The 25,814-nt window shown below is 45.0% G+C and carries 26 protein-coding genes and 1 riboswitch; of the genes, 14 read left to right on the forward strand and 12 right to left on the reverse strand.

Translation table 11 applies throughout. The annotated features are described in order from the left end of the window. Nucleotides 1-22 precede the first annotated feature (22 nt). The 3 genes from G7B20_RS15940 to G7B20_RS15950 all read left to right on the forward strand — a co-directional run bounded on the left by G7B20_RS15940 (nucleotide 23) and on the right by G7B20_RS15950 (nucleotide 3,574). Nucleotides 23-2,287, forward strand: coding sequence for a sensor histidine kinase (locus G7B20_RS15940; RefSeq protein ID WP_164112411.1), 2,265 nt, complete (start codon nucleotides 23-25; stop codon nucleotides 2,285-2,287). Then, nucleotides 2,280-2,909 carry a response regulator transcription factor gene (locus tag G7B20_RS15945; protein WP_164112412.1) on the forward strand — a complete coding sequence of 210 codons (630 nt, stop codon included), beginning with the start codon at nucleotides 2,280-2,282 and terminating at the stop codon, nucleotides 2,907-2,909. The genes G7B20_RS15940 and G7B20_RS15945 overlap by 8 nt, the downstream gene beginning before the upstream one ends. A 455-nt stretch (nucleotides 2,910-3,364) precedes the next feature. After that, nucleotides 3,365-3,574, forward strand: a complete 210-nt coding sequence (locus G7B20_RS15950) for a hypothetical protein (protein WP_164112413.1) — start codon at nucleotides 3,365-3,367, stop codon at nucleotides 3,572-3,574. On the opposite strand, the gene G7B20_RS15955 is transcribed toward G7B20_RS15950, so the two are convergent. Then, a complete protein-coding gene (locus tag G7B20_RS15955; protein WP_164112414.1) occupies nucleotides 3,569-4,141 on the reverse strand; it encodes a hypothetical protein in 573 nt (190 codons plus the stop codon). The two genes, G7B20_RS15950 and G7B20_RS15955, sit on opposite strands and share 6 nt — an antisense overlap. Nucleotides 4,142-4,168: 27 nt before the next feature. Beyond that, a complete protein-coding gene (locus tag G7B20_RS15960; RefSeq protein WP_164112415.1) occupies nucleotides 4,169-4,732 on the reverse strand; it encodes a lipocalin family protein in 564 nt (187 codons plus the stop codon). A 67-nt stretch (nucleotides 4,733-4,799) separates the two neighbouring features. Next, nucleotides 4,800-4,894: riboswitch (TPP riboswitch) on the forward strand. 77 nt (nucleotides 4,895-4,971) lie between these two features. Here G7B20_RS15960 and thiM point away from each other — a divergent pair. The 4 genes from thiM to G7B20_RS15980 are packed head-to-tail and all read left to right on the forward strand — an operon-like array spanning nucleotide 4,972 to nucleotide 7,885. After that, complete coding sequence (thiM, locus tag G7B20_RS15965) at nucleotides 4,972-5,781, forward strand: hydroxyethylthiazole kinase (protein WP_164112416.1); 810 nt, start codon at nucleotides 4,972-4,974, stop codon at nucleotides 5,779-5,781. Next, nucleotides 5,765-6,409, forward strand: a complete 645-nt coding sequence (gene thiE, locus G7B20_RS15970) for a thiamine phosphate synthase (RefSeq protein ID WP_164112417.1) — start codon at nucleotides 5,765-5,767, stop codon at nucleotides 6,407-6,409. Before thiM ends, thiE begins: the two co-directional genes overlap by 17 nt. Then, nucleotides 6,409-7,242: a bifunctional hydroxymethylpyrimidine kinase/phosphomethylpyrimidine kinase gene (gene thiD, locus G7B20_RS15975; protein ID WP_164112418.1), complete on the forward strand. Its 834-nt coding sequence runs from the start codon at nucleotides 6,409-6,411 to the stop codon at nucleotides 7,240-7,242. Before thiE ends, thiD begins: the two co-directional genes overlap by 1 nt. Next, nucleotides 7,229-7,885, forward strand: a complete 657-nt coding sequence (locus tag G7B20_RS15980; RefSeq protein ID WP_164112419.1) for a TenA family protein — start codon at nucleotides 7,229-7,231, stop codon at nucleotides 7,883-7,885. The genes thiD and G7B20_RS15980 overlap by 14 nt, the downstream gene beginning before the upstream one ends. A 193-nt stretch (nucleotides 7,886-8,078) precedes the next feature. On the opposite strand, the gene G7B20_RS15985 is transcribed toward G7B20_RS15980, so the two are convergent. Then, entirely contained in the window at nucleotides 8,079-9,257 is a 1,179-nt protein-coding gene (locus tag G7B20_RS15985) for a thiolase family protein (RefSeq protein ID WP_164112420.1), read from the reverse strand. 218 nt (nucleotides 9,258-9,475) lie between these two features. On the opposite strand from G7B20_RS15985, the gene G7B20_RS15990 reads away from it, so the two are divergent. Together G7B20_RS15990 and G7B20_RS15995 are read left to right on the forward strand one after the other, a co-directional pair. Next, entirely contained in the window at nucleotides 9,476-10,648 is a 1,173-nt protein-coding gene (locus G7B20_RS15990) for an acyl-CoA dehydrogenase family protein (protein WP_164112421.1), read from the forward strand. Nucleotides 10,649-10,652: 4 nt separating this feature from the next. After that, on the forward strand, nucleotides 10,653-11,843 hold the full coding sequence (locus G7B20_RS15995; protein WP_164112422.1) for a 3-hydroxyacyl-CoA dehydrogenase family protein: 1,191 nt from the start codon (nucleotides 10,653-10,655) through the stop codon (nucleotides 11,841-11,843). A 19-nt stretch (nucleotides 11,844-11,862) separates the two neighbouring features. Here the strand turns inward: G7B20_RS15995 and G7B20_RS16000 are convergent, their stop codons facing one another. The 6 genes from G7B20_RS16000 to G7B20_RS16025 all read right to left on the reverse strand — a co-directional run bounded on the left by G7B20_RS16000 (nucleotide 11,863) and on the right by G7B20_RS16025 (nucleotide 18,852). Continuing rightward, a complete protein-coding gene (locus tag G7B20_RS16000; RefSeq protein ID WP_164112423.1) occupies nucleotides 11,863-13,314 on the reverse strand; it encodes a bifunctional 2-methylcitrate dehydratase/aconitate hydratase in 1,452 nt (483 codons plus the stop codon). Nucleotides 13,315-13,351: 37 nt separating this feature from the next. Then, complete coding sequence (gene prpC / locus G7B20_RS16005) at nucleotides 13,352-14,503, reverse strand: 2-methylcitrate synthase (RefSeq protein WP_164112424.1); 1,152 nt, start codon at nucleotides 14,501-14,503, stop codon at nucleotides 13,352-13,354. Then, entirely contained in the window at nucleotides 14,490-15,383 is an 894-nt protein-coding gene (gene prpB, locus G7B20_RS16010) for a methylisocitrate lyase (protein WP_164112425.1), read from the reverse strand. Before prpB ends, prpC begins: the two co-directional genes overlap by 14 nt. Nucleotides 15,384-15,534: 151 nt before the next feature. Further along, nucleotides 15,535-17,376, reverse strand: a complete 1,842-nt coding sequence (locus G7B20_RS16015; RefSeq protein WP_164112426.1) for a carboxypeptidase-like regulatory domain-containing protein — start codon at nucleotides 17,374-17,376, stop codon at nucleotides 15,535-15,537. Continuing rightward, a complete protein-coding gene (locus G7B20_RS16020; RefSeq protein ID WP_164112427.1) occupies nucleotides 17,354-18,322 on the reverse strand; it encodes a FecR family protein in 969 nt (322 codons plus the stop codon). Before G7B20_RS16020 ends, G7B20_RS16015 begins: the two co-directional genes overlap by 23 nt. Next, nucleotides 18,319-18,852 (reverse strand): RNA polymerase sigma-70 factor, encoded by a 534-nt coding sequence (locus G7B20_RS16025; protein WP_164112428.1) that lies wholly within the window; start codon nucleotides 18,850-18,852, stop codon nucleotides 18,319-18,321. The genes G7B20_RS16020 and G7B20_RS16025 overlap by 4 nt, the downstream gene beginning before the upstream one ends. A 297-nt stretch (nucleotides 18,853-19,149) precedes the next feature. Between G7B20_RS16025 and G7B20_RS16030 the strand changes: the two genes are divergently transcribed. The 5 genes from G7B20_RS16030 (at nucleotide 19,150) to G7B20_RS16045 (ending at nucleotide 21,881) form a co-directional block, all read left to right on the forward strand. Next, on the forward strand, nucleotides 19,150-19,917 hold the full coding sequence (locus G7B20_RS16030) for a lysophospholipid acyltransferase family protein (protein ID WP_164112429.1): 768 nt from the start codon (nucleotides 19,150-19,152) through the stop codon (nucleotides 19,915-19,917). Nucleotides 19,918-20,019: 102 nt separating this feature from the next. Further along, nucleotides 20,020-20,883, forward strand: a complete 864-nt coding sequence (locus G7B20_RS16035) for a hypothetical protein (RefSeq protein WP_164112430.1) — start codon at nucleotides 20,020-20,022, stop codon at nucleotides 20,881-20,883. A gap of 23 nt (nucleotides 20,884-20,906) precedes the next feature. Then, entirely contained in the window at nucleotides 20,907-21,215 is a 309-nt protein-coding gene (locus G7B20_RS16040) for a MauE/DoxX family redox-associated membrane protein (protein ID WP_164112431.1), read from the forward strand. Further along, nucleotides 21,173-21,430: a MauE/DoxX family redox-associated membrane protein gene (locus G7B20_RS19830; RefSeq protein WP_370626377.1), complete on the forward strand. Its 258-nt coding sequence runs from the start codon at nucleotides 21,173-21,175 to the stop codon at nucleotides 21,428-21,430. Before G7B20_RS16040 ends, G7B20_RS19830 begins: the two co-directional genes overlap by 43 nt. 106 nt (nucleotides 21,431-21,536) lie before the next feature. Beyond that, nucleotides 21,537-21,881, forward strand: coding sequence for a hypothetical protein (locus G7B20_RS16045; protein WP_164112432.1), 345 nt, complete (start codon nucleotides 21,537-21,539; stop codon nucleotides 21,879-21,881). Between the two features lie 141 nt (nucleotides 21,882-22,022). Here G7B20_RS16045 and G7B20_RS16050 read toward each other — a convergent pair whose 3' ends face one another. From G7B20_RS16050 to G7B20_RS16060, 3 genes are all read right to left on the reverse strand, one after another. Further along, on the reverse strand, nucleotides 22,023-22,769 hold the full coding sequence (locus G7B20_RS16050) for a hypothetical protein (protein WP_164112433.1): 747 nt from the start codon (nucleotides 22,767-22,769) through the stop codon (nucleotides 22,023-22,025). After that, nucleotides 22,757-24,886: a TonB-dependent receptor plug domain-containing protein gene (locus tag G7B20_RS16055; RefSeq protein WP_164112434.1), complete on the reverse strand. Its 2,130-nt coding sequence runs from the start codon at nucleotides 24,884-24,886 to the stop codon at nucleotides 22,757-22,759. The genes G7B20_RS16050 and G7B20_RS16055 overlap by 13 nt, the downstream gene beginning before the upstream one ends. Before the next feature lie 81 nt (nucleotides 24,887-24,967). After that, nucleotides 24,968-25,814 (reverse strand): carboxypeptidase-like regulatory domain-containing protein (locus G7B20_RS16060; protein WP_164112435.1); only part of this gene is annotated, 847 nt, incomplete at its 5' end.

Here is a 25,814-nt window from a genome sequence, read left to right on the forward strand (position 1 = left end):
CACAAATCGGGACAACTTTAGCATGGCAAAAAAGTTATTAAGGCAAGTTTCTAGGGGGACTGTATACATACTTATTATCTTTCTTTTATTCTACGGCAATCTAGTCCTAGCACAAGATCTACTTAACCAACTAAAAAAAGACTATAACAAAACTAGAGAAGCCAGTATAGAGCGATTTCAGCTAACCGGAAAATACGCACAGGCACTTTTTTTCAATAATCAACAGGACAAGGCCATAGCTCTTATAGAAGAGAATGTAGCTCTTGCTTCTAAACTTTCCGATGGTAAGTATACGGCCTACCTATATACCGTACTTGCCATGAATAATCGTATACTGGACAACGCAACAACCTCAATTGACAATATTACCAAGGCCAAACTATATGCTAAAAAAACAAAGGAAATTGAAATAAAAGGCTATGTAAAGTATGGCGAAGGCTGGTTGGCGGCTAGAAATAACAAAGAAGCCGAAGCTGTACGCAGTTTTCTTCAGGCATTACAATATTTTGACTCCTCCCCCCCTTCACCTACACTAGAGCTTCGCAAAGCTTCTGTATATAAAGAACTAACTTCCATATATGCCAATTGGAATGAATATGAATCGCAGGAAAAATACGGAAACCTATCTTTAAAGATAGCTGAAAAACAAAAGGATCCAAATGCGATCTTTGAAGCTTATATGTCTATGGGTTATATGCATGAACAACAATTCACAGCTAACCCCCATGTACAACGTTATAGAGACTTAGCTGAAAAATATTATTTGCAGGCAATAGCCGTATACAATAAAAATAAGCACTCTTTCGCCATTACTTCTAATCTGTCTTTTGTAGCCAACAACTTAGCAAATCTCTATTTACGCTTCTACCCGGAAGAGTACAGAGAGAGCGTCCAGTTCTATGCACTGTTAGCACAATCCAAGGGCTTAGAAACGGGGCAACACAATCATGTTGCTTCCGCATACGGTATACATGCTGAATTGGCTATACAAGAACAGAACTATGAAAAAGCCAAAGCCAACCTACTTGCTTCACTCGCAGAGATTAATAAAGAGCCCGTTCCTGACCAACACATACTACTTAGTATTTATGAAAACCTGAGTAATGTATCAGAGTGCGAAGGTAACAACCACGAGGCTTTACGCTACTACAAACTCTATCTAAAAACCTTTGAAGCAATTTATAACAAAGAGAAACTTGGACTAAGTAAGCGACTCGAAGCCCAATATGAAAAAGAAAAGCAAATGCAGCAACTCCAAAACCTGCAACTTGAATCCGAGAAAAAGGAACAACAGCTACAACTCATGCGGGCCCTCGGTATACAACAAAGACAGGAGCTTGAAAACCTAAAACTTCGGGAAGAAAACAACCTCAAACGGTTAGAGCTATCGCAAATGGAGGCTGAAAAACAAGGTCAGGTATTGCGTCTTTCGAAACTTGAAAGCGAGACTCGGGCCGGCGAAGCTCTGAACTACAGAAAAGAACTTTCTTACCGGGAAAATATAAACCGTTTTTTCACAATTCTGATTGGGACTACATTTTTATTATTACTACTCTTGTTTTATGCCTATAGACAACGTACGAAGCATATGCGGCAACGTGAACAGCTACATGGCTTAGCTTTGGAAAAAGAGAGGCAACGGTCAAATATAGCTACACTAACGGCAATGCTTGATGGCCAGGAGCAAGAACGTGGACGCTTAGCAAGGGATCTTCATGATGGATTAGGGGGGCTATTATCTGGGACAAAATTACATCTTTCTCATATTCGTGAAAAATCGGACGATTTTTCAAAACAGCAATTGTCAAGGTCTATCGAACAACTTGACATTGCCGTCGGTGAATTGAGACGTGTAGCACACAACCTGATGCCTGATCTATTACAGAACTATGGTCTTGAAGAGACTTTGACTGATTACGCTTCACGAATGTCGAACGATTCGACCGAAATAAATGTACAATTTTTGTACTATACATACTCCATGGATAAAGATCAAGAGTTGATTACCTATAGAGTCATACAAGAATTAGTCAACAACGCCATCAAACATGCACAGCCCCATCAAATTATCATTCAGGTTGTAGAAGAAGAGTTCCGATATATGGTTACTGTAGAAGACGACGGTAAAGGATTTGATGTCAACACGATAAAAAACAACAACAGCGCTGGATTACACAATATTAATTCCCGAGTTCGCTTTTTAAATGGGAATCTACATATACAATCAAGTTTAAACCTCGGGACCAGTGTTGAGTTTGAATTTCCAAAAAAAGAAAAATATGATTAAAATAGCCATTACAGACGATCACCCCTTGCTTTTAGAGGGGCTAAAAAATATCTTATCCCAAGAGCCAAACCTTCAGATCACCGCTTGCTACCATAGCGCAGAGGCCTTAAAGCGAGGTGTGGAAGAGACGCCGATAGATGTATTACTACTCGATATAAACCTTTCAGACAGTAATGGAATTGACTTAATAAAACCACTACTTGCAGCGTTTCCATCTATGCATATTATCATCTTGAGTGTACATAATGAATATGCTGTAATCAATACCGCGTTTCAAGAAGGCGCGCAAGGCTATATACAGAAGAATGCAGGTGTAGATGAAATACTGAACGGCATAAAAACCGTACTTCATGGAAACCGATTTAGTTGTTCCCAAACTAAAACCGTGCTAGACAAAAAGGTAAAGGACGCGCTCAGTAGTGTACCCAAGCTTACTCGTCGCGAAAAAGAAATATTAGGTGAGGCCGCCGTCGGTCTTACTACCGTCCAGATTGCGGAAAAATTGTTTATCAGTCCGCATACCGTAGAAAGTCACCGAAAAAATCTTATTGAAAAATTTAAGACATCAAATCTTAGCTCTGCAATAAAACTGGCTATCGAATATGGTCTAATTAGAGCTTAAGCTATCTGTCTTTTTTGAATCGGCGAAAAGTTTGCTTTAGCACTTATCGCCGATCAATATGCCATATTTCATGATTGGTTTTGATACGCACTTCCCCGTATCCTCCGTAATAAACCATACAGCTGCAATCTATTTAATCTTTTTCTTGATTGATTAATCTGAATGTATCTTATGGGAATAAGGCTAGATAAAAATTAAATACAACCTTTCTTAAATGTCAAACAAAATTACCTACTAATATACACCAGGGACAATCCGGGACATCGGCCATTCTGCCTACAAACAAAAAAAACAAATATAACACTCAAATACAATAAGTTAAGCTTTAAAAAACAAACACGACTACCCCTCAAAACCAGGTACACTACCCGTTTACTACCCTCAAAAAACACGTAAAACACTCCTTTATTTTGCATATTTGGTGAGCATACTGATAAAAGAGAGGAATATTATTCATGACGACACATTATAAACTTACTATTTACGAGAGATTAGAAGGTAAACTCAAAGAAGAATACCTACTTACCTCGGAGGAGATCTCTATCAACCCTATACACTTTTTACCAACAGAAAAAGATAAGCAATCTCCGAACCATTCTATTTCATCAAGATACAATAAGTTAATAACACAGATGAAAGAAGAACAAACATCTGTACTGTTATAATGGCCTTGCCCAATTCAATTGAGCATTAAATAGGCATTTCTTGTCTACTAGATTATAGTCTTCATCGTAGACAGGAAGATAAAAGAAAAAGTATAAAGGCTTTTTAATTTTCTTAACGGAAACCGACCCGCCTGTTGCCATGTCATAAAAACTGTTGACGGTCCGGAATGCTTGCCAGGAAGTAGTGGTTCCACCTGTCCCTAAATCAAACCGATGGTCTTCGGCTGATGTAAAATACCAATAACTAGGCGCCTCATCACTCACAAAAACCTCCTTATCGGCATTAAACAAGGATTCGGCCATTCCTGTCTCCTCAAACCACATCACTTCTTGATCTGCTTTGCCCAATGCAGACTTGTAAATATACTCGTCTGTCGTCACACCTACTAAAAAGCCCTCAACTCCGGTAGACCTTATTTCGAATGAAAAGCTCTTTGGTGTGAGTACATACAGACCATCCCTAGGAAACACAACCTTACCGTCCTGTATGATCTTGACATCGAGTGACTGCCCTTTGACGCTACCTAATGCCCAGATAAAAGCAAAACAACAAATCAGTTTTTTCATATACATCTTATTCATTAAATCTTTTTTCTATTGCAGTTTCAAAACTAAACGACATGCCTCGCAGTTTACGGGGCTTGATTGTTTACGATACACATCAAAATGCACCGTATTCAATATTTTATCTATAAGTGCGTCTCGGGTAGGCTTTCTATCTATTTCGACGGCCTGCATTCTAAGCTCATCCTCTTCCCCAATTTGCAACAGATAGTACCCAAAATACCCCCTCAACTCGACCACCAAGGTATCTCCTTCTAACTTCCACTGATACGTCTCTACATCGGCAGCGTAACAAGTATCCAAATTTCCTTCGTAGTAGGTATAGTCCACCGTATTATCCGATCTAAATACAAAATTTCGAGACAAACGGCACCCATCAAAATCCTTTATCACTTCCACCCCCTCTCGAATAAAACCCGACCGTTCTAACTTCCATATACCAATTAATTTAGCGGCATCTATTTCTTGCGCCACAACCTTACCATAAAACATTACGATCAGCAATAGGGCGATTCTCAAATACATCATATCCAACAAAAATACGAGTTTAAACAATACTCTCTCCTCCCTGCTTTCCGTGATTTCGACTTTCATTCTCCAGTTGAACTGACTATAATATGACGGAAAAAGTCCCTACTCTTTTCCGAAATGACTATATTTACCCTGGCTTTAGGGGTGTCCGTTGTTACGGACTGAGATAGACCCTTTGAACCTGACACGGTTGGTACCGTCGTAGGGAAAAGCAAGAACCTATCAAAGCATAATACAATTGTATTGTGGCCGACACTTCCTCAAAGCCTTTGAAACGCATATCTTTTAAATCTGGCTTACGCATGGTAAATTCTATCATTAATCAACTGGAGGAACTAAGAACACTCAATCCTCTGGTACACAACATCACCAATCTCGTTGTGATGAACAATACAGCTAATGCCTTACTTGCATTGGGTGCCTCTCCGGTAATGGCACATAGTCCTGCTGAGATCGAAGACGTGGTCGCTCTATCTAGGTCATTAGTGATCAATATTGGGACACTTAGCACCTCTTGGATCGAATCTATGTTTAAAGCCGCGTCTCATGCCAGCACCATAGGCTGCCCTTGGGTTCTCGATCCGGTTGGTGCAGGCATCTCCGTACTCCGCAATGAAGCCCTTAAGCAGCTTTTAAGCCTTCGACCTACCGTCATCCGGGGCAATGCTTCCGAAATACTGGCCTTAGCCGACTTCAGTCAAGCTACCACAAAAGGCGTAGATAGTACCGCTCACAGTTCCAGTGCCCTTCATGCTGCTATTAAGCTTCAGGATAGTTATAAATCCATCATATGTATCTCTGGTGAAATAGATTATATCATCTCTGCAAACGAGATTATCGAAGTCCACAATGGCCATATCATGATGACAAAAGTTACAGGACTGGGATGTACCTCCTCAGCGCTCATCGGAGCCTTTTTGGGCCTCCGCAACGACACTGTCGAGGAAACTATTGCCGGAGTCGCTGTACTGAGTCTGGCAGGCGAGCTGGCTGCACGAACCGCTAAAGGTCCCGGAAGCTTACAAATGCATTTGTTAGACGCCCTATACAACCTGGATACCACCACCTTACAACGCGAACTTAATATACAGCGCTATGCCCGAAGAGATTAACTTTCCATATCCCCTGTATCTGGTTGTGTCCGAACAGGACTGCACAAAATTACCTTGGCTCCAGGTAGCTGAGGAAGCTATCCTAGGTGGCGTAGATATTATACAGCTGCGCGAAAAAAACACAGATTACCAGGAGTTTGTTAAAAAGGCAAAGGCGCTAAAAGAAATAACAGACAGGTATCAAATTCCTCTCGTTATTAACGACGCTGTCGATGTCGCTGCTGCCGTCGGCGCCTGGGGCATACACGTGGGACAACAAGATACGCCTCCCAGTGAGATCGTGGCCCAATACGGGACTAGGTTTCATATTGGATGGTCGATAGAATGCCTCCTACAGTTAGATTCTCCTGAGATAAAGTACGTACAGCATCTGGGCGTGAGCCCTGTCTTTCGTACGGACACAAAAAAAAACACCATTACAGAATGGGGTATCTCGGGAATAAAGCGAATAAGGGCATTAACCACCTTACCACTGGTCGCTATTGGCCATATCAACGAATCTAACATTGCGGAAGCACAACGGGCCGGTGCCTCCAGTATGGCTGTGGTATCTGCTATATGTCACAGCGATAATCCCAAAGAAACAGCATTGACTTTAAAGAGAAAAATTAAAAACAATATATTGTAATGGAAGCGAAGAAATACACCGTAGCCTCTGTACTCTCCATAGCCGGTTTTGATGGGAGTGGTGGTGCAGGCATACAAGCAGATACAAAGACCATCTCTGCTTTGGGCTGCTACGCTATGAACGTACTTACAGCTCTACCTGTGCAAAACACGCAAGGTGTCAAGAACATATACGAGATACCTACCCAAGCGATAAAAGATCAGCTCGAGACCCTATTTGAAGATATATATCCTACTGCCATCAAAATTGGCATGGTACACAGCACCATCCTTGTGGAGCTTATCGCTGATTTTCTAAAAGACTACAGGGGGCCTATTATCTTTGATCCAGTGATGGTATCTACCAGTGGCCACCGACTGATACAAGCCGACACGATACAGGCTTGTATCGATAAACTATTTCCGATAGCCACATTGATCACGCCAAATCTGGACGAGGTTGCTGTCCTCATCAACGAGCAAGTGGACAGTCTAGCCAAGATGCGTATTGCCGGAGCGAAGCTCCTACAAATGGGCTGTCAAGCCGTCCTTGTAAAAGGAGGTCACCTTCCGGGCGATGATCTTTCATCCATCTTCCTGAGCGCAGGTAAGGACATCCAATTTGACACTGCAAAAATAGAGACGGACAACACGCATGGTTCGGGATGCACCCTATCTTCTGCCATAGCAAGCTATTTAGCGCGTGGTGAAGAACTTCCGACAGCAGTAGGCAATGCACTTGACTATGTCAACAAAGCCATACAAGGTAGTCAGCACTTAGCTTTAGGACGCGGCAACGGTCCACTAAATCACTTTCATAACCCCCAAAAACTCATAGTATATGACATGGACTAAGCAAGCTTGGCAGACCATACAACCCTTATATCAGCAAATATTGGATATGCCTTTTATACAGGAACTGAAAAACGGAACGCTTCCATTGGATAAGTTTCAGTTTTATATGCAGCAGGATGCACGGTATCTGGAGCACTACGGTCGGGTGCTTGCCTACCTAGGTAGCAAATGTACGGACAACAACCAAGCGTTAGACTTCTTCGACTTTGGCAAGAATGCGCTTATTGTCGAGCGGGCGCTCCATGAAAGCTATTTTATGCAATTTGGCATACATGAAGACAGTGCCAGCACAGATCTCGAACCTGTATGCCACCACTATGTACATTTCTTAAAAAGTACAGCGGCATTTGCCCCTTTAGAGGTAGCGCTAGCAGCAGTACTCCCCTGCTTTGTCATCTACAAAGAGGTTGGCGATTATATAATCAGCACGCAGACCCATGCAGATAATCCCTATAAAAATTGGATTGATACGTACAGTGGTCCTGAATTCGGAATAGGTGTAAAAAAAGCAGCCGGTTACGTTAATACTGCTGCCGAGCGTACTACAGACGCTATTCGTAAGCAAATGCTGGACGCCTACGTAACTGCCTCCCGGATGGAATTTAAGTTTTGGGACGCAGCTTACAACAAAACAACTTGGTAAACTATACCGTCCTCTCGACCGTAGCGGAGAGATCTAGAAGCTATGTATTAACGATACACAGTCCATAGATTTCTCCACAAGGTCGAAATGACGTTCACTATCGTCGTTTTCCTATATATTTAGGAAAAAATCAACGCTTCACAAAAACGCGTTTTCAGTTGAATAAAAAGTCTTTATATTCAACGGTATATCTCTATACGCGCTTCAGAATCATGGCCGAAGCACCGCCTCCGCCATTACAGATAGCTGCTAGACCATAGGTCCCTTGCTCCTGTTCCAGCACGCTGCTAAGCGTCACGAGGATACGTGCCCCCGAGCAGCCCAACGGATGTCCCAAAGACACCGCTCCACCGTATACATTTACCTTGTTGAGATCAATGCCCAATAGCTGCGCATTAGCCAAGGCTACGACAGAAAAAGCCTCGTTGAACTCGAAGAAATCAATATCAGCAATCGTCAATCCAGCCTTTTTCAGCACCTTCTCCGTCGCTACACCCGGCGTAGTCGTAAACCACTCCGGTGCCTGTTCTGCATCCGCACAGGCAATCACCTCCACCAATGGTTTCAGTCCCAAAGCGTGCATCTTCTCTTCACTCATCAAAAGCAACACCGCGGCACCGTCACTGATTGTCGATGCATTTGCTGCTGTAACAGTCCCGTCCTTTTTAAAAGCCGGTCTCAGCGAAGGAATTTTATCGTAATTCACCTGACCAAACTCCTCGTCCTGTCCTACCGTCACATCCCCCTTACGTCCCTGTATCGTCACCGGGACAACTTCCTTTTTAAACTTACCCGCTTCCCAAGCCTCCTTACTACGCTGGTAGGAAGAAATAGCATAGGCATCCTGCGCCTCCCGGGTTATCGAATATTTATCCGCACACAACTCTGCAAATACCCCCATCGCATCCTGACTGTACGCATCAGAGAGACCGTCTTTCTGAAGTCCATCCACTAGTGTCTGATCGCCAAACTTGGCTCCCCACCTCGTTGATGTCGCATAGTATGGCGCCTGGCTCATACTCTCCATCCCTCCGGCCAGTACCGTATCGGCATCTCCCAATCGAATGGCCTGCGCTGCCAATGCTACAGCTTTCATACCGCTCGCGCAGACCTTATTGATAGTCGTTGCAGACACATTGTCGGAGAGACCTCCTTTTTTGGCGACCTGTCTAGCAGGAGCCTGTCCTAGATTAGCCTGAATAACGTTTCCCATCAGCAACTCATCCACCTCATTGGCTTCTAGCTGAATATTATTTAAAATATTTTCGACGACTTTAGCACCCAGATCTGTTGCCGATAGACTGGACAATCCGCCACCAAAACCACCTATTGCAGTTCGCTTTGCGGCAACGATAAATACTCTTCTTGACATAACGTAAAACCCTATATATGATGAATTAAAAGTTTATAATTGGGATTGCCCCAACGATCACGATAAACGAACAAATCGCTCCATTGTGATAAGTAACAAATTTAGTATTAAATATCAAAATAAATAGGAAATACAAAACATTTTTGGTTAAATTAGCAATTATCCCGAATAACTAACAAAATACTATCGGGAGGTATAACCAGTAAACTTAAACGTATATGCGGGCATCACTATTGACAGCAGAACACGAAACATTCCGAGAGACACTACGTACATTCATACGTAAAGAAATCCTTCCTCAAATCGATCGTTGGGAACAGCGAGGACAGATAGATCGCGAGATCTGGAAGAAAATGGGTAACATGGGATTTATGGGACTGAACTATCCTGAAGAATATGGCGGACTAAACCTGGACTTCTATTTTTCTATGATACTATGTGAAGAGCTTTCCCACTGTTTTTCAGGCGGATTTACTATATCCGCTTTAGTAATACAGTACATGTCAGCTCCATACCTATTTAAACATGCATCCGAAGAACTGAAGCAAAGATACCTAAGCCCTGTATTGAGCGGAGACCTCATCAGTGCCGTGGCTATCACTGAACCCGGTGCCGGATCGGATGTCCAACAGATCAAAACTACAGCGCGCCGAGAAGGAGACTATTACCTTGTCAATGGCTCAAAAACTTTTATCACCAATGGGTACTACGGCGATTTTTTCATTACTGCTGTAAAAACGAGTCCCGAAAAAGGGCACAAGGGAATCAGCCTGCTCCTTATCGACCGAAACAGTCCAGGAGTAACGGCTACCAAGATCGGGAAAATGGGCTGGTTGGCCTCAGATACTGCCGAGCTTGGATTTGACCAGGTCCAAGTACCGGTTACCCATCTCATCGGAGAGGAAGACGCGGGATTTAAGTACCTCATGGGCGGACTCCAATTGGAGCGTCTCACTGCCGCCATACACAGTCTAGCTACGGCGGAGTCGGCTCTGGATTACACTTTGGACTACATGCGACAACGCGAGGCCTTTGGCCGGAAGCTACAGGACTTTCAGGCACTACGACACCGTGTAGCTCAGATGGTCGCCGACATCACAACGACCAAAGCATTTATACAACATTGTTGCGACCTACAACAACAGGGCGAATACGCTGTTAAAGAATGTTCCATTGCCAAATTGCAGGCCAGCGAACTCGCTGTCAGAGTTGTCAGCCAGTGTTTACAACTGTTCGGCGGCTATGGTTTTACCGAAGATTACAAGATAGCACGACTGTACCGCGATGTACGCGTAGGCACCATCATCGGAGGTACCTCTGAAATCATGCTTGAAATTATAGCTAAAATAGCTATTGATGACATTCAATACGAACCCAAAACCAATACATAAAACTATGTTGAACACTCCATTTAACTTATCCCGTATAGGCATTATTGGTGCCGGTATGATGGGGGCCGGAATTGCCTTTGAGGCAGCAAAGGCTGGCGTTAAGGTATTGCTCAAAGACGTAACTATGGAGCAGGCACAACACGGTAAATCCTATTCCGAACGTGTCTGCCTAAAGCATATAGAACTCGGAAAAATGCAGGCCGAGCAAATGGCACAGCTCCTTGCAAATATCCAACCGGTAACCGATTACGACAAATTCCACGACCTGGATATGATCATTGAGGCTGTATTCGAAGATATGGAACTTAAAAAGACGGTTATTGAAGCATCGCAGTACGGTCTCTGTCCAGAAGCCTTTTTTGCATCTAATACCACATCCCTTCTTATCAGTGAGCTGGCAAAATCAAGTCACAATCCTAAGAACTTCATAGGTATGCACTTCTTCTCGCCCGTAGACCGCATGAGGCTTGTAGAAATCATCCGTGGCGAAAAAACAAGCCCACAAACCGTAGAAAAAGCTATACAAACAGCCCATAAGTTGGGTAAAACGGTGATTGTTGTCAATGATGGCCCGGGCTTTTACACCTCTCGGGTCTTTTTCAATTACCTCCTCGAAGCGATCACCATGTTGCTGGAAGGTATGCCTGCTGAGTTGATCGAAGCAGAGGCCCGACTAGCTGGCTTCGGTGCCAGTCCACTGGCCGTACTGGATGAGATATCCCTTCCACTGATGCTGCACGTATATGACCAACTCCCATCGCTGAGTAGCAGTCAACGGCGAGCGTACCGTTATTTAGAAACATTGATTGCTCAAGGCCGATCGGGACGTAAAGCAGGCAAAGGGTTTTATAATTATGAGGAGTCAAAAAAAATATGGAAAGATTCAACATTACCTACTACAGTCCCTATTGCCGGAGAAGGAACAATAGCCAAGAGACTCTTGCATGTCATGGCCTTGGATAGCTACCGTTGTCTGGAAGAAGGTATTTTAGACAAGCCTAGCGATGGCGATATGGGAGCTACGCTAGGCATCGGATACCCAAACCACACAGGAGGTGTGTTCCGTCATATCGATCAGGTGGGTTTACCACAGTTCGTGAAGGACTGTGAGCAATTTGCCGACAAAGGTGAACAATGGGAAATCCCGGATTCCCTACGCAAAAAGGCCGCGCAAAACTACACTTTCTATCAATGATGATAAAGTAACCCTAGGGCTACTTTATCATCAAATCTACTAAATCATTGACATCCTTAGCAATAAACATGTCGTAATCTAGGGTTGCCTCACAGATTAACCGCTGTTGCTTTTCCGAGAAAATACGCGCTAAATTCCGTTTATACTTTTCTATCAGAATCGGAATACCTTCTTCCCTACGACGGGGGTGCCCTATGGGATATTCGACCACCACTTCAGAAAGTATCGTCCCATCATTCAGCTCGACTGTAATAGCGTTAGATATCGCCCGCTTCTCCGGATTGTGATAATCTACAGTAAACTTTTTGTCCTCTATACAGGTTATCTTATCCCGCAATACATCTATTCGAGGATCTGATGACACAGCATCTTCATAGTCTTCTGCTGTAAGCCGCCCAAATAACAACGGTATAGCCACCATGTATTGAAGGCAGTGATCACGGTCTGCAGGATTATACAGCGGTCCCTTTTTATCGATGATTCGGATAGCCGCTTCATGTGTACGTATAGTGATGTGCGCAATATCTTCAGCAGTCTGTCCTCGTGCTCCGAGCGCTTCATAGAGCTGCATCGCACATTCCACTGCAGTCTGGGCATGAAACTCTGCCGGGAAAGAAATCTTAAACAGCACATTCTCCATCACATAAGAACCGTAACCTCTCTGAAAATCAAAACTTTGACCCTGAAACAAGACGTCATAAAATCCCCATTTAGGTGCAGACAACACCGAAGGGTATCCCATCTCTCCCGTTTTCGCAATTAATGCCAAGCGAACGGCTCTGGAAGTAGCATCTCCCGCCGCCCAAGACTTGCGACTCCCTGTATTCGGCGTATGTCGGTAGGTTCGCAAAGCTTGCCCATCAACAAAAGCTAAAGACACGGCATTGATCAACTCGTCTCGCGTAAGTCCTAAGAGCCGGCCAACTACAGCCGTAGAGGCTACCTTTACCAATATCACGTGATCAAGACCTACTTTATTAAAAGCATTCTCCAAGGCCAAAACTCCTTGCACCTCATGCGCCATGATCATCGCATCAAGGACCACATCCATCGTAAGGGCTTTTTGCCCCTTAGCTACATTGGTACGGCTTATCCAGTCAGCAACAGCTAAAATACCCCCCAGATTGTCAGACGGATGCCCCCATTCTGCTGCAAGCCAGGTATCATTAAAATCTAGCCAACGAATCATAGCACCAATGTTGAATGCTGCCTGTATGGGATCCAACTGATAGGAGGTACCCGGTACCTTAGCTCCCTGAGGTACAATTGTACCCTCAACCACAGGCCCCATCAACTTGGTGCACGCCGGATAGGTCAAAGCTTCAAAACCGCAGCCTATCGTATCCAAGAAGCAGTAAAAAGCAGTCCTTTTCGCTACTGTACTTGTTATCTTATAATCCAATACATAATTAGCTATATCCACTAGCACCTGATCAGGTTGAGGTCTTTCATTCGATAGTATAGAAAACATTTTCAAAATTTAAGTTTAAAGTAATATAAAATAAGAATTAACGTTGATTCAAAGGCACAAAGGCTCTATTCTCCGGGCCTACATAATTTGCACTAGGCCGTATAATCTTGCCATCCTGCCGTTGTTCGAACACATGAGCCGACCAGCCGGTAATGCGCGACAGCACAAATAAAGGTGTAAACATCTCCGTAGGTATGCCCATCAGGTGGTAAGATACCGCCGAGTACCAGTCCAAGTTAGGGAACATACGCTTCTCTTCCCACATCACTTTTTCCAATCGTTCAGCGATATAGTACAAGTTCATATCCCCTGCTTCTTCCGATAACTCGCGAGCCACACGTTTGATAACCTCATTGCGTGGATCCGAAATCGTATACACCGGGTGCCCAAACCCGATGATCACCTCCTTATTGGCCAGCCGCTGCCGTATATCTGCTTCCGCCTCATCCGGATTCGCATATCGGGTCTGTATTTCATAGGCTACCTCATTGGCGCCTCCATGCTTAGGCCCTCGTAACGCACCTATAGCCCCTGCTATACAAGAATACATATCCGACCCCGTACCTGCGATCACACGAGCGGTGAATGTCGAGGCATTAAACTCGTGCTCGGCGTAGAGATTGAGTGATATCTGCATGGCACGCACCCAAGAATCCGGTGGCACTGTGCCATGTAGCAGGCGCAGAAAATGTCCTCCTAATGTCGCATCATCGGTCTCTACAGCGATCTCACGTCCGTTTTGACTGAAATGGTGCCAGTACAGCAATGCCGATCCCATCGAAGACATCAACCGATTAGCGATATCACGGGCCCCTGCCAGCGGATGACTATCCTTTTCCGGCTGTAGACTCCCGAATACCGAAACATAAGTTCGCAATACATCCATCGGATGCGATGTCGTAGGCAACTGCTTTAGTACCTTTTGTATCGCAATAGGCAATCCGCGCTGACTGAGTAGTTGGGTTTGGTAGGCATTAAGCTGCGCCTGTGTGGGCAGCGTACCGTAGATCAACAGGTAGGCCACCTCTTCAAAAGTAGCCCCATCCGCGAGCTCCAGGATATCATATCCCCTATAGTGCAGATCATTACCTGTCTTCCCCACGGTACTCAAGGCCGTATTTCCTGCAGCCACGCCCGATAGCGCGACACTTTTCTTCGGTTTAAATCCTTGTTCGTTAGTCTCGTTCATCGTATTTAGTTTTGAAAAGGTTATCTAATCGGTTTTCATATGCATAATAGTCTATACTGCGGTACAACTCTTCGCGTGTCTGCATATCCTGGAGTACGGCCTGCTGTCCTCCATCTTTACGGATATGTTCATAGACCTGCGTTGCCGCTTTATTCGCCGCCCGGAATGCCGATAGCGGATACAGAACAATCGAAACACCTGACTCACGCAACTGCTCGACAGTAAATAACGGTGTCTGCCCGAATTCTGTAATATTGGCCAGTATCGGTAGCCCTGTTGCTGATGCGAAAGACCGATAATCCGCCAGATCGAGTACCGCCTCGGCAAAGATAAAATCAGCTCCAGCCTCCTTATAAGCCAGTGCCCGCTCTATCGCCCTGTCTACCCCTTCCGAAGCGATAGCATCGGTACGGGCACCGATCACAAAATGAGCATCCGTTTTTGCATCTACAGCCGCTTTGATACGATCACACATTTCGGTAGCCGATACCAGCTCCTTACCCGGGCGGTGCCCACAGCGCTTGGCTCCGACCTGATCCTCCATATGTACGGCGGCGGCCCCTGCTTTTATCAGCGACTTGATCGTACGAGCCACATTGAATGCCGATGGGCCAAACCCCGTATCAATATCCACCATAAGCGGTAGGTCGCATACATTCGTAATGCGGTCTACATCAATAAGAACATCCTGTAAGTTGGTAATACCCAGATCGGGTATACCCAATGAACCGGCAGCAACGCCACCTCCCGATAAATAAATAGCTTGAAATCCGGCCTGTTGGGCCAACAGGGCATGGTTGGCATTGATAGCGCCGACCACCTGCAAAGGTTTTTCCTTTTCAATAGCTTCCCTAAAAAGAAGCCCTGGAGAGTTTATCATATAATTGGATATTGAACGACTATACGCCAGCACTAGCTACCAGCGTATAGTCTTATTAATTCGTATAAACCTGCTAATACAGGATTTATTTCTCAACGGATAATATACGAATATAATTTAATCAATACCAAATGATTAGGATTTATTAACATTAAAACTGATAGACCAGACCAGCTGTCAGTCCACCATGGAATGTATTATTTTTCGCATCCGCTTTCCACAGCTTCCACAGCGGTTTCCTATCTTGGTCGGCAACCTCCGCAGCCTGCGAATAATTAAAAGATGGCGCGATATAAGCACGGAGGTGTGAAGACAATAACAACGATGGAATTAACTGCAGCGAACTGCGCGAAGCATCCTTCCATCCCATACTCTTGTCCATATGCATCCGCTGCGTCAGTTCGGCCGATAGGGCAAATCTATGGCGCTCCAGCAGAGTAGCCCCCAATCCGACTTCCACGCCATATTTATAAGCATCATGATCCAGGTAGGTACCCATTCCCAAGATACTGTACATAACCCGGCCTCCTGATCTAAAGTTTACGCCTATAAAACCACTCTCATCGGCAACTAGTCCCAGCTGCCTCCTTCCATTCTTTATCCAGTTAAATAGCGCAATAGGGTAATCACTACTATCTGCAATATTGATTAATGTAGCAAGCTGTACACCTTTGACTTTCTTAGCTATATTCATCAGTCCTGACACCTGGTTTCCTGCGGTCTTCGTCGCAATATTAATCCCTCCCGCCATCTGTATCCCCTTCACTACACCAGCCCTATTCATTACCCCGGCCAATTGGTACTGTACGGTATCCTTTGTATAATTGACTCCACCGGCCAGCTGTCCGCCCTTCACCTCTTTCGCTATATTGATCACTCCAGTGAGCTGTAGCCCGCGAACGGTATCCACTTTATTCCAGCCACCGGCCATCTGTACCCCCTTCACATTACGCAACACCACATTGCCGACTCCAGCGATCTGCACACCTGACACATCCCCACCGACTACATTCACCCCTCCGGCCATCTGTACACCCCTGGCCTTGTATTGATTAAGGTTGAAGCCCCCGGCAAATTCCACACCATCCACACCAGCTGTATATCCACCCAATATATTGATAGACACCTTGTTCACAATCTGCGAATTAAAGAAACCGTGCGTACTCAATCCCGGCGTCAACGACATCTGGTACGGGCTATAGATAAAGAACCCACCCAGATTAGCACTTTGTATGCGCTGCGATGCACTACTGAATGCTGCACCCAAGAAAGTCTTGTAGATATTACGGTTCGAATCCACCAATACATAATAGCCCACTTTCTTCGCTTTGCTGTCTTTAGACACGTCGATCGGCAACAAAAGAATCAATGTCGTATCCCTATAGTTTTCCTTATTAAGCCCGATAATCACCTTACTGTCCGGCTTTTTGACGTCTAGTTCAAAAAATCCATCCTTATTCGTCAACGTTGCATTCAGATAAGTCCCTTTATCATATACACTCGCAAAAGACAAAGGCTTATTGCTACGCAGATCACGCACATATCCCGAGATCATAGTTTTATTATGCTGCTTAATATCGATATCCACCTGCTCGACCACCATCCGCCAATCCGAGCGGCTGATAATAATATGCGAAGCCGTCTCCTTAAAGGAATACCGTGGACCGAGACAGCGTTCTAAGTAATCGATCAACACCCCATTATGCGCATTCGCCTGGACCACGCTATCTAAGTCAATCAATTGGCTATTGTAAGAAAATAACAGCCCCTTGTCCTGCTGTAGCCGCTTCAAGAGCTGTCCTACAGAAGTCTTTCCATAAGCAGGCATCTTGACCGCCTGCGCCAGTTTTGTCTGTGAAAATGCATCTGTCTGTGCCAGAATAAAAATAGACAACGCTACAAAAAACTTAGCTCTATTTATAAAGTAAACAATCAATTTAAAGCTTTTAATAAACTGGAACATAACCGGGTTATCCTTTAATATAATATACATTACCTTTTTTCTCAATTTTCAATTCAAAAGTTTTCAATACCACGTCCAGCATCTCGTTCAATGTCTGCCGCTCGAATGATGCTGTATAGCGCAGCACTTTGGTCTTATCATCCACCACAACAAACTTTTGGTCGAACGCCTTACCCAGTACCTCAAATACACGGTTCAGTGGTGTATTCTCAAAAATAAACTGCTGATGGATGTAATACTTGTAGAGCTGATCCTCCACTGTATCCACCTTCACTTTCGTACGTGCCGTATCTTGGATCAGCACCCTATCATTAGGCTTCAGGCGTACGCTATTGCCGGCATGATCCACCCGTACCGATCCCGAAGAGACAATGACCTCCGTCTCGCCATCCGCTCTGCGCACATGAAAACTTGTACCCAGCACCGTAATCGTGCTTTTTCCACTCTGGATGACAAAAGGCTGTGTCGTATCCCGTTTCACATCAAAAAACGCCTCACCTTTGCTAAGTACCACGGTACGCTCTTTGGCCAGCCAGCCTTTTTTATAATCCAATACCGTCTTCTTATTAAGGTACACCGTGCTACCGTCCGGCAGTCCTGCCTGTTGCAGCCTATCGTTCGAATCCAGGGATAGATCAGTAGACAATGTCCATTTCAGAACACCTACCGAAGACATCAATAGCATCACTATCGCTGCCGCCACCATCCATGGCCTCCAGCCTCTGGAACGCTTCTCCTCCGTTAATACGAGCACCTTAGTGGGCTGTTCGTCCCGGAGCTTTATAAAATCGGCCCAGGCGCGATCCACGTCCACCTCCGGACTTTGATCCGAAGCACCGCTCCACTCCCATATCTTTTTCATATCCGTATATTCCTTTTCGTTTTCGGCGCTCTCCCTGATCCACGCTTCTACCACAATCTGCCGCTCCGCATTCAAATCACCACTTATATATCTTATCAATTCTTCCTTATTCATAACCCATTGATTAACAAATAGACAACAACATTTAAATAATCCGCCAGATGAACCCTCAAGTGCCGAAGCGCCTTCGTCATATGCCCTTCGACAGTCTTCAGCGATAGCTCGAGCGCTTTGGCTATCTCATGGTATTTCAGCTCCTGAAAGCGGCTCATCTCGAACACCGCTCTGCTTTTTTCCGGCAATTTTGCCAGTGCGACATGCAATTGTTTCTTTAGCTCGGTATCTGTACCGTCGATATGCGTATCCAACGCTCCACTCCGCTGTTGATAAGCCTCGTAGCGTTGCTTCAGCTGGCCTCTTTTCAAGACATTCAGACACTCGTAATAAACCGATTTATAGAGATACGATTTGACGGAAGTATGGATGGTATTCTCCCAGTCCCTTTCCCAAAACCGTAAAAAAACCTGCTGCACAGCTTCTTCAGCAGCATCCGAGTCTTCTAGAATTTTGTAGGCATAGCCATGCAAAGCCTTAAAATGCTCCCGGAATACCTGCTCAAACTTTGTTTCTTTCTGCAAAGACATACATTCAATTTAATTAGTCATTTACTACAACTTACCTAGCTAAGACAGTCTATAGCGCTTACCCCCTTATTATTTTTTACTTTTTTTTATCCGTTCTTCCATTACGATCATTTTCCTGCACTTTTTTTAAAATAAAAGTAAGGGTATAGCTGCTATTAATTGTCAAAACTATAAAAAGGAATCTTATGCTACTACTCTTCTTTATCACGATCCTTGTACTCCTCTTCAGTATGGTGACCTACCTTCTGGCGCTATTGATCCGTATGGTACATGAGTTTAGCGAAAACTAAGGCACTTATGAACAGGATATATAATTTTGGAGGATTTCTGATCGGTAAGATACTACGCTACCGTAGCGCAGTCGTCACCCAGAATCTCGCCCGCTCCTTTCCACTGTCGGATTACAAGGAGCTATCGCTGCAACATCAACGGTTCTACCGCAATATGTGCCGTCTGATCGTAGAGCTATTACTCCCTAGCCGTCCAGAGCTCATCCTCTCGGCCGATCTGTACCGCACACTGCACCAGCAATATCGTGCGGATCGCCAGATCATTCTACTGCTTGGCCATTATGGCAATTGGGAGATATTGGGCAAACTGCCACTACAGCTAGGACTCCCCATACAGTCGCTGTACAAACCTCAAAAAAACCGCTGGGTAGACCGCTTCCTACAAAGAAGACGGGGCCAATACGGATTACGCCTACTTCCCTCCCAGCAGGCGGCCAAAATCCTCCTAGACCAAACGGGTCACCCTTCTATTACACTGTTTATAGCGGATCAGTTTCCGGGGCAAGCCAATGGGCTGGCCATTGATTTTTTACAGCAGCCTTCCTATATGTTTATGGGCCCCGAGCGTATTGCCAAGCGCCTCGATGCTTACGTGGCCTACATCGAGCTACAGGCCATAGGTAACCACAAATGGAAAGCTAACCTACAGCCCATCTGCCTGCGAGCAACAGATAGCCCCGACGGGCATATCACCACCTCCTATACCCGAAAACTGGAAAAGAGCATACAGCAGGATCCCAGCTGGTGGCTGTGGTCACACAAGCGATGGAAATAAAAATAAAAAAAAAGCTAAGGGTATACTTTAGTTCGATCATCATATATATAAACAGATTAGAAAAATATATTAAATCAATAACAATGAAAAAACAATTAACGTATGGCATGCTTCTGGCGGCAATGGGATTCGGTCTTAATCAGGAAACAAAAGCACAAGAAGTGGATTTTGGTGTTAAAATCGGTGGCCAGTACCATATGCCATCTTTCTGATGCGGACCAGCTAATTCAAAATCTAGCACCAGAAGGCTGGACTAATACCCCCTATCACTTCCCCTTCGCTGTTATCGATGACGAGCGAGAGGTACTATATCATAGCTATGCTATCGTAGCTGCGAATTACGAATCCAGATTCGGATTGTTAGCGCCAGCGTATCTCTGCAAGGGCTATAAGAAAGTTGAAAAACATACCGCTGCTAATGGTCAATACAGAGCCGAGGCATCCGAATTTACCTATCTGGTCAACCATGCCCTAAAGCAACTCCTTAAGAAGGGCTGTTTTATCAAGGTCAATGCTCCCGACTACGATTATCACATTGCTAAAAAGCTCCTACACGAATACCAAGAGGTCCTTGCTATGGAACTAGATCTTGCCAATGCAGTGATAAACGGCATGCTCAAGCTCAGTACAGCACGTAAACAGATCATCAAGCATATAGACCTCAGCGAACTGTACGCCATTGTACTTGCGGCATTCGAAATGATGGGCTATGATTGGCGATACGGTCATAAAAAATTAGAATCCCTCTGGGCCAGTAGTCAGATTGCAGGCTGGGTAAATAACCATAAAGGAAGCTATAGCCAAGAAAGCTATCTCGCACAAATGGAAGAAAGTCTGGCTGAAGTAGTGGCGCAGGAACCACCCAACACAGTGCGTGGCTACATTAAAAATTATAAACACTTTCCAAAGGGGTATCCGCCGACGATAGACTATATCAGGGAGATATCATTAGACATGGGCTATTAATTTAAGAACAAGCAGATAATATTATGAACACAACAGCACCAATACAAAAGTCGACAGCGACATCCATCCTAAGCAAGGAAAACATACATCTGGCCATAGCCTTTGTATTATTATTCTTATGGTTTCATACGGCTATAGACAAATTTGCCGACCTATGGACATTTGAGGTTAATCTCGGTCGCCAGCCACTCCCAAAATGGAGTATCAAACCCCTGACTTATGTTGTGCCCGGTGTAGAATTACTGACAGGCATATTATTATTCTTACCGAAGACACGCAAATATGGTTTTTGGGTTCAGCTATACTACTGCTCATATTTACGGTCTATGTAGGTTTAGGATTGACAAAGGTACTGGGTCACGTACCCTGCTCCTGCTCAAAGATTATAGGCAGCTTATCCTGGCATGCACATTTCTGGCTGAATGCCTTCTTATTATCCTTATCCATCTTTGGACTTTATTACTACTGCCCAAATCTAAAAATAAAATCAAGCACTAATCATCCCTACACAACGGACCAGCCAATAGTGGACAGAGAGTTAAAATAAGGTCATCCAGCTGTACAGATGATTAGTTCTTAAACAAATAAAATAGTGAGGGAAAGCCGATGCCCTAATCAAGTAGGCACCATTAAAGAAAAGTGAGGTACCCCAAATGAAAAAGTATCTTTCAAAAACTTATCTAGTAGGCGTAATCGCCTTAACACTTGCGTTTGGATTGCAATCATTCCAAAAAGCGCAAGTCAACAAAAAAGCGGAAACGACACAAACTATGGTTTGGTTTCCGGCGAGTAGTCAAAATCAAACGAATTGCGAAGAAACTAATTCGTTTGATTTGGACAATGGCACAACAGTTAAACCTGATGGTTGTGAAGAAACACACTCTTACTGTTGTGCGCAAGGTTATCCAATATCAGATTGTGATGAAATCGCACCTGGTGTTTATCAATTGAAAGCAAGTCCACTTAATCCGGGACATGTGATACGCTATAATCCATAGCTAGAATTCTTTTCTATTTCACTCAAGGGCGCCGATCAGGCGCCCAAAGCCTGATTTGGCTTCTCGTCAAGAAATTTCTCTTTGCTGCAGCCCATCCAAAGGCTGCAAAACAATAAAACATATATAATTTTCATGTCTGGTTTATTTTAACTGTGCGGTGATTCCCAATGCGATACTTCCTGTCTGTTTGGGGATATCTTTATAGTTGGGGTCTATATCACGGTTGTTCGCTGCCCAAATCAAACCTGTAGGCCGGGCATAACAATGTACAGTTAGGTTCGCAAATACCGAACTGCGTCGCAATGATTGGGCGAGATTGTACGAAAACTGTATATCGTCCAGGCGAATCATATCGGCTCTTTCCAATAACACAGCTGAGTTTATGTAAAACTGATCCCTTCCTGCCGGCAACTCGGGGCGGAATGCCGGCACATCCGTCCGCGATTCATCACCTGCCTGTTGCCAGCGGGCAGCATAATCGGAATGCCCTTTCCACCACTCCACCATATTGCCGTACTGAATCGAAGATGCTCTAAAATAATGACCACCGCGATAACTCAGGTTAAATGAAAGTGACGCAGGCCCATAGTTAAATGTATGCCGGAATCCTGCAAACCACAGCGGCTGCGTAGCCCCTGCATAATGCATGGAATCCAGTTTGGTCTGTCCTGTAATGCTGCTGTAGGTTTTGGATATCTGGCCATTCAGCCAGCCCTGCGGATCACCCTGACTGTCCAGTCCTTCCCAGCGGTAACCGTAAACGGCGAATACCGGCTTGCCCACCACAGGATTGACACGGCTCTCCGCAAGATAGGCACTACCATTACCAACAGGCATCAGGTATTTCGTGATTTCCGTCCGGGCGTAGCTACCGATCAGGCTAGGCATCCATATTTCAGCTTTCCTTTACCTATACGGGCGTATAGACTTAAATCCCAACCCTGTCCTTTCATATTGGCTACATTACCAAAGAACGAACTTGCACCCAATGTGGGATCCAGGGGTGCGGTCCCCAACAGATCGACAGCGGTCTTGCGGTAGTATTCTATCGTTCCGCTCAGCATCTGATTTTTCAGCCCAAAGTCAAGCCCCAGATTTAGTTGTTTCACCTTTTCCCAGCGCAGGCGTTCGTTAGGGAGTCCAACAATATCGGCACTGATCTCTGGTATAGCCCCGAGCTGTCTGTAACGCGCAGTGACCATCGCGTTTGCCCCGCGGACGAGGTTGCCGTTATGTCCATAAGTAGCTCTTAATTTTAAAACAGGCACAGCCTCAAGTTTGTAAAAATCCTCTTTACTTAGTTGGTAAGCTAAGCCTAGCGACCATAGCGGCGTACCCTTCATATTGGTTTCAACACCATACAGATTAGCCGCATCATTACGTACACTAGCACTTAAGGTATACCTCGATTTATAGCTGTAAGACAAATTTGCATAGGTAGACAAAAATCGATCGAGCATTTCTGAAATTCCCTGTCCATTAGGAATCAAACTACTGGAGGTATTATAGGAGTTCTTGTAGCTCTGTCCAAAATTCATCTGACTGTTGGTCAGGCTCCCTTCCCGCTCGTACCCATAGAATGTAGAAGTAAGCCCCTTGGTCAGCACATCACGGATCTCCCATCCCAATATACCATGTACGTCATGCTGCCTCCAAGTTTTATCGACAGCCAGCTGCGCACGTCCTTGGTGCGATCGTGTACCGGATATGCGTTGCTCTAGGTAACCAGCCGAAGGAACAGGAAATTTATTGGTACCTGTCGGCTGATAAAAGCTATTGACCCGATGCCGGACAAAATAGGATTCTTTATCGTTTAAATAGTTCAGATCATCGCTTGACTGCTGAAACTGATACCGCAATTCGGCTGTCAGCCAATCCAACGGCCTATAGCGCACCGAAGTCTGTAATAAATTATCATTAAGGTAAGTATTGTACCTGCTATAACGGATGTCGTCATAGGGTCTATTACTCCAATCCACACCGGACTGATCGCTTATCGACTTCTTAATTGCAGCACCAAATGAATGCGGTATTACCAACGCGTTACCATTCTCGTCCAGCAGATCCGCATAGGGATACATACCTATCAGGCCACCTGCGTTCAGATTTACCCCTGGATTACTGCTACTGGTATTGCGCTGCTGTCCCAGCTGCATGGTAGCATCTATTTCCAGACCATCATAAAGCTTAAAACCATATTGACCACGCAATGTGAACCGACTGTTCGAATTGCCCAGCAGATGTTGCTTATCCTTATCCAGACCGGCAGAAAGATAATACTGTTGCCTATCTGAGCGACCACTGATATTAAGGCTATGCTGCTGTTGTACCCCCGTGCGATAAAAGTAATCCGTCAGATCGCTACGATAATCCATGGTCTTCCATTTATCGATCTGGCCACGTGCCTGCACTTCATCCACATCACCCGAACGAACTTTATCCAACAGCTCTACCAAAGGGCTTAACACCGGCCAACTAAAAGTATTCGTCAACTTACTATCATAGTAATTTCTTCCAAACATCAGCTCCTCCATTTCAATAAAATCCTTACTGGACATCACTGGAACATTATAAAGATCAGGACGGGATCGTATCGTCACATTACTATTGAGCTGGATATTGGGTTTTCCCGCTTTTCCCTTTTTGGTGCTGACAACAATAACCCCATTACCTGCCCTTGATCCCCATATTGAAGCTGCCGCCGCATCTTTCAGCACCGTCACAGACTCGATATCATTTGGATTGATGCTATTGATATCGCCTTCGTAGGGAAAATTGTCCAATATGATCAGCGGCGAAGCATCACCGAAAATGGTACTGCGACCTCGGATCAATATCGGATCAGGCGCTCCCGGTGTACGGTCGAACAGCATACCTGGCACCATATTCTCTAAACGGTCGATGACATTCGTGCCCATACGACGGTGAAAAAGCGCACTATCCACAACTTCAAAACTTCCTGTAGCCCGTTCTTTCGGTATATTCTGATAACCCGTAGAGACCACCTCGACCTCTTCAATTTCCTTGCTGCCGTCCTGCAGCTGTATCTTTAAAAAAGTAGTTGTATTATCATAAGAAACGCTTTGCTATTTATAGCCTATATATTTGATTAATAATGATCCATGTGATTTATCTATAGCGATGCTAAATGTACCTTTTGCATCTGTACGTACGGCGTTTTTGCCGTTCGTGACCGTCGCCCCTTCGATGATCGACCCATCGGCAGCCGAGCGTACCTCACCTTGGAGTACCGACCCCGGCTGCGTCTGAGCGACCGCCCCGCTTGTGGCGGGACTACTAAACACAACACAAAATATTATTAAACAAGCGGATAGCTTATGGCTGATAGCTCCCGGGAGCCACGACCCTCTGCCATACGTTCTTTGTTTAAGCCATTTTAAGCTCCTCTCCCGCATTGTTTTACTACCGACGACCATAGACTCCACTTTGCTCCCGAATGCTCTACAGCGCGCCCGAAAACCCCTTGAAATCAATCGGTCGACATATAGGTCATCTGCGGGGTTGATGTCCGTGCGGGTCGGAGGAACGACAACGAAGCAACCGATCTCTCTTCCAGCAGGTCGTTCTGGTATCATCCCTCGTTCAACCTTCGTTCGCGCACCCTCCGCTTCGACAAGGCTTCGAGTGCCCTTCGACTGTTCTTCGACAGCGCTTCGGGACGGGTTCGAGACTGCTTCGACACTCCTTCGGGTGCTGTTCGACCCGGCTTCGACTGGGCTTCGACTCGCTGTCGAACAGGACTCGAACAACGGCCGAACAACAGTCGAACCTGTCTGCACCGTGGTACGAGCCAATCTCGAAGCCCTAGCGAAGGATTTAGCGACAGAATCCGAAGCGCTGTACAGTAGCGATGAAGCCTTTTTTAAGTATTTTGTCAGTACTTCATGGCTTCGGCGCAACTGTTGCGTATAA

Source organism: Sphingobacterium sp. xlx-96 (genome assembly GCF_011007365.1).
In the GTDB taxonomy this organism is placed as follows: domain Bacteria; phylum Bacteroidota; class Bacteroidia; order Sphingobacteriales; family Sphingobacteriaceae; genus Sphingobacterium; species Sphingobacterium luzhongxinii.